Origin of the sequence: Streptomyces sp. NPDC056948, assembly GCF_042674225.1 — a bacterium.
GTDB lineage: Bacteria > Actinomycetota > Actinomycetes > Streptomycetales > Streptomycetaceae > Streptomyces > Streptomyces purpurascens.
The window spans coordinates 1-4,920 of sequence record NZ_JBHUQX010000555.1; the positions used below are offsets into that span (position 1 = coordinate 1).

The window sequence follows — 4,920 nt, forward strand, 5'->3', positions numbered from 1 at the left end:
CCCTTGAACAGGAAGGACGACGCCGGGAGTGGTCGGCCCCGGCCCTTGCCTGTGTTGTGGGTGGTCAGCCGCAGTCGTTGCGGTTGATTTTCAGGGAGCGGGTCTGGTCGTTGAGGTTGTAGCCGCGCAGGTCGTGGATGGAGCCGCCGCTGCGGGTGACGCACACGTGCCGGCCGTTGTAGTCGCGCTTTTCATACACGCGGGCGGTGCGGTCGGAGTTGTTGCGGATCGAGCTGCCACGGTCACGGATCGCGGAAGGCAGGTCCTTGACGCCGCCGTCCACGGCACGCCGCACCCAGGGCTGGCCGCCGAAGTTGATCTCGGGGTAGATGCACACGTAGCCGGAGGGGCAGTCGATGGCGGCCCGCTGTGTGCTGGGCTCGCCGGAAGCGGAGGCCGTAACGCTCATCGAGGACAGGACCAGGGCGGCGACGGCCCCGGCACGCATCAGGTTCTTGATCACGGCACTAGAGATACGGGCTGTCGAGGGGTGTCCGGGCGTCTTTGCCCGTCAGTTCACTCCGGTGGGGGCATCGGGACGGACCGGTGTGGCCCACCTGCGGGTGAGGCTTTCGGCATCCTGATCGGGAAGGGTTTCACCGTAGGAACGGGCGTTGCATGAGTGGGTCGGTCAGGCGCTCAGGGAGCACCGCGCCGAAATCCGTCGGTACTTCAGGTTCCGGGGGTGTGAGCTGGCTGACTCAGACAAGGCGGCCGACAGCTGACGGAGGAGAGCCGTGCCGACACCTCAGGTACTCGATGAACTGCTGCGCCATCTGAAGCCTCGTGTCTGCCAGGATGCCGATCTTGATCCGCAGACCCTGATCGACTGGCTGGGGCGGCAACTCGGCGCGGAGATCGCCCTGGTCGACCGGGCGGGCACGGTGGAGGTGTCCACCGCACAGCTTGCCCCGGACATCCTTGCCAGTCTCCAGCCGGTGCTGACGCAGTTGTCAAGCGGACAGCTGGCCGCCGCGGCCTCGCAGGCGGGCGTGTTCCATGTGCGGTGCGAAGCGCTGGGACGGCAAGTGCCGCGTCCGGTGCTGGTGGTGGGCAGCCCGTTACCGCTGACGCGGGAGGCGCTGGTACTGGCGTCCCATGTCGGCGCCGTGGTCGAGGTGTTGCGACGAGTCCGGCAGGCCGACGACCTCGCACTGCGCTATCAGCAGGCGGCAACGCGGCTGCGCCTGGCAGTTTTCACAGCCCTGATGGTGGGAGAACTGACGCTGGCCCGCCGGATGACAGCCGGTTCCGTTCCGCCGCTGCTGGACGCAGAACGTCTGCGCATCCACCTGCTGCGCTGCCCGCCCTCAGACCGCGGCAGGCTCATCGACGCCTACCAGGATGCGTCCGGCTATCACGGTCGCGGCTTGATGGTGCGTTGCCCTGTCTACGACCATCACCTCATCTGTCTCCTGCCCATGGACCGCGATGGCGACAGCGCGGATGGCGGCCTGGCCGCGCCCTTGCGGGCGCTGGTGCGAGACAACCCGCACTACGCCCTGGGCATCAGCGCCCCCGTGCCCTTACAGGCCACTGCGCAGGCCTACGACCAAGCCCGCCATGCCCTGGCCGTTGCCTGCCATACACCCGAACGGATCGCCAACTACCACAGCCAGTCACCGCTGGCCGGACTGCTCCCCCGCCAACAAGCCCTCGCTTGGGCCCGTGCCTTCCTGGAGCCGATCAGGGCGGCCCCGCGGCTCACCCTAGACATCACCAGCCTTGCCCTGAACTTTCCCCGCTCCGGTGTGGCGCGGCTGCTCGACGTCAGCCGCAACACCGTCACCGCCCACCTGACGCGTGTCCAGGACGCCCTCGGCCTCAACCTGCAGGACCCCCGCAGCCGCGCCGAACTCGCCCTGGCCGTGGCGATCACCGACCTCCCACCACCCGACGGCAACTCCATACCTGAGCATGTGCCGACGCCTTCGGTGGACAGTCTGTTGTCCACCGAAGCGGCCATCACCTGGGCCCACGCCTTCCTCCAACCCATACAGCTCGGCACGGACCGCACCGTGCACCAGACCCTGCGAGCCTGGATCGAGGCCGGCACCGATGCCCAGCGAACGGCCCAGAACCTCGGCATCAGCCGCACTACCGTTCGCGCCCACCTGCGCACCGCCGAACAGCTCCTGAAACGCAGCCTCCAGACCCCAGGCCCCGGCACCCACGACTTGGTTCACGCGTTCCGCATCGCCGACCGTGCACCGTGAACAGCCGCAACCCCGCAACTGCGCACTGTGCGCATTGCCCGCCATCCAAAGCACTCCCTAAAGTCTGTTTCACCCGGCCTGCGATGACACCAGCAGCCGGGCTGGGGGTGTAGCCCGAACCAAGGGTTGCTGCACGACGGCTCGACATGGTTGCAACCGCCGCCGCAGATACCACAGCTGTCACCCCCCTAACCGGGGGCTAGGCCCGACCTGCGGCAGCCGACGAGACATTCGCACTCCGCACAACATGACCATGTGCACGACAAATCGGGGAAACTCATGAAAAGGAGCAAGGCCATTCGACGCACCCTCGCGGCAGGGGCGGCTCTGGCCGTCAGCACTCGACAGGGTGGCGAATCGTCGGCGTGCCGGGGGGCCACGGCCCGAGCCTGCTCGTGAGTGACAACCGCAACGGAGGGAATCGCATGAAGCCCATGACCAAGACCACGAAGCGCACGATGGCCCTGTTTTCAGGGATGGCGCTGGCGATCGGCGTCGGCAGCGGCTCCGCGGTCGCCGCGGACCAGGCCGCACCGTCGGCCGAGTCGGTGTACGCGGCTGAGGCGGGCGCTGCGGGGCTCTCGGCCCGGCAGGCGGCCCAGCTGCAGGACCGTGTGGAGGCCCGCCTGGCGAAGCTCAAGGTCCCTGCCCAGCAGGTGAGTTACAACGAGATCCGGACTGCGGACGGCAGTGCGAGCATCACGCTGTCCTCGCCTGGCGTGGCGGCCGTCGGCAGCTGTTTGAACCTCAATTTATGTCTGTGGGCGGGCATGTACTACGACGGCGAAAAGCTGTCGTTCTCCAGCTGTAAGTTCCGCGACCTGGGCGACTACGACTTCGACAACCGCCTCACCTCGTACATCAACAACCAGAGCTCCGGCACGAGGGTCAAGTTCTACAACTGGGAGGGTGGCCTAGTTCCCTGGAAATACAAGTTCGACAGCCGCGCGTACGCCGCGCACTCCCTCGTGAACACCCCCTGGGACAACATGATCGACGGGGTCCAAGTCTGCTGAGAAGCTGCCCGGAGCTGGGCAGCCTCTCTCGGGTGTGGTTTCGAGACGCCGGCCTCGAAACCACCACCTCCGCTGGGACAACGACTCTGCGTGCAGGACGCGATCGGACCGCTCCGCCGTTCTCCTGCCGCCCGGTGGAGGAGAACGGACGCGGCGGCCTGCGTTCCGGTGTCCGCCCCACTCAGCCAGTGCGGTGACCTCGGCCTGCCCACGGGGGAGGGTGCAGAACAGGCACAGGGAGGAGCTGAGTCCCAGCCCGAGCCCGAGCCCGAGCCCGCGGACGAGGGCGCGAGCGAGGTCCAGGCGAGCGGCTGCCCCGGGAGCTTCCGCTCGTGTGAGATCGTTCCAGCGGTCCAGCGCGGGACCTGGACCTGGACCTGTGGCGGGATGTGTTCGTCATCTACGCGAGCGCCCGCGGAGCTGAGAGACCCACCCGGGTTGTGGAGTCGTTAGACCTGTCGCACCCGGCCTGCGGACGCTTCAGGGGTGGGGGAGGGCTCTGGCCGGGGATCGCCAGTGACAGGGGCGCCCGAAGGAACGAGACGCACCCGGCCTTGCTTGGCCGGGTGCGTCGTTGTTCCATCGCGGCGTGGGTTGTTCATCACCCGCGCACGGTGTTGGGTCAGCGGTGGTGGCCGCCGCCGTGGTGGTGGCCCCAGGACTCGTCGTCGATGAAGCGTCCGCGGTCGTTGCGGAGGGTGGCGGTGTCGGAGCGGTTGTCCCAGACGTAGTGGCGGCGGTCCTGGTACAGGTCGGTGTCGGTGTCGCGGCCGTGGCCGGTGTGGATGCGGACGGTGGCGCGGCCTTCGAGGCGGTAGTGGTCGAAGGTGTAGGTGCGGCCGTCTTCGTCCTGGAGGGTCCAGTCGTCGAGGTTGACGCTGCGGCGGCCGGTGTTGGTGACTTCCACCCACTCCCGGTTCAGGGAGCGGTTGGAGCGGTCGTCCCGGCCGGGGGAGTCGTACTGGACGTCGGAGATCTCCACCTTCGACCGCTCGGGGCGGTGGTCGGCGGCGGATGCCGGCAGCGTGACCACCGAGACCAGAGCGCCGGCGGCGAGCGTGGCGGCGACGAGACGGCGAGCGGTGACAGAAACGGAAGCGGACAAGAGGTCCCCCTCAAGGTGCGGACACCCTCCCTCGAGGAACCGGCTACAGATTGCCCGGGGGAGCGGGTGTGGTGTGCGTTGGCGACCGGCTGGCCGCGCACACACTCTGTCCGCGTCGTGGAGAAGGTGAGGGGAAAACATGACCCGTGTTACTTATTGCCCACTTTTCCGTGACTCTTGGATGCAACGTCCATTTATGTCGCCAGTGCGTGGTGTTGACGCGCTGACAGGTCGGGGAGGGCTTGCGGGGGTTGGGGCGTGGCGTCTGTCCGCCACGGTGCGCCACCCTGCAGTGGATCGGGTCGTCACCCGAAAGTGAGTAACAGCAGGCTGGTTGCCGAGTTTTCGGGTTCTGGCGTGGAGAACCCGTTTGAGGAATCAGGGCGGGGTTCCCCTTGGTGACGGCCCGCTCCTGCTGTGAGGGGCGAAGTCGGCTGGGGCGGGGTGTCGGGGTGTGGCTGGGGTCCGGTGGTTGGAGGTGCAGGTTCCGCTGCTTCACCGGGCCCCAGCTACGAGGTCTAGTGCCCGGGCGGGTGGTGGGTACACCGTTTGCCCGGGGAGATGTCCTGAGACCCAACAGGCC

At 67.7% G+C, this 4,920-nt stretch carries 4 protein-coding genes; 2 read left to right on the plus strand and 2 right to left on the minus strand.

Going from position 1 to position 4,920, the window contains the following annotated elements:
- Nucleotides 1–64 precede the first annotated feature (64 nt).
- Nucleotides 65–463 carry a peptidase inhibitor family I36 protein gene (locus ACFTZL_RS40890; protein ID WP_382594442.1) on the minus strand — a complete coding sequence of 133 codons (399 nt, stop codon included), beginning with the start codon at nucleotides 461–463 and terminating at the stop codon, nucleotides 65–67.
- Between the two features lie 274 nt (nucleotides 464–737).
- On the opposite strand from ACFTZL_RS40890, the gene ACFTZL_RS40895 reads away from it, so the two are divergent.
- Both ACFTZL_RS40895 and ACFTZL_RS40900 read left to right on the plus strand, forming a co-directional pair.
- Nucleotides 738–2,216, plus strand: a complete 1,479-nt coding sequence (locus ACFTZL_RS40895; protein WP_382594445.1) for a helix-turn-helix domain-containing protein — start codon at nucleotides 738–740, stop codon at nucleotides 2,214–2,216.
- 434 nt (nucleotides 2,217–2,650) lie between these two features.
- Nucleotides 2,651–3,232 carry a peptidase inhibitor family I36 protein gene (locus tag ACFTZL_RS40900; protein ID WP_382594447.1) on the plus strand — a complete coding sequence of 194 codons (582 nt, stop codon included), beginning with the start codon at nucleotides 2,651–2,653 and terminating at the stop codon, nucleotides 3,230–3,232.
- Nucleotides 3,233–3,854: 622 nt separating this feature from the next.
- On the opposite strand, the gene ACFTZL_RS40905 is transcribed toward ACFTZL_RS40900, so the two are convergent.
- Complete coding sequence (locus tag ACFTZL_RS40905) at nucleotides 3,855–4,337, minus strand: lamin tail domain-containing protein (protein WP_382594450.1); 483 nt, start codon at nucleotides 4,335–4,337, stop codon at nucleotides 3,855–3,857.
- Nucleotides 4,338–4,920 lie beyond the last annotated feature (583 nt).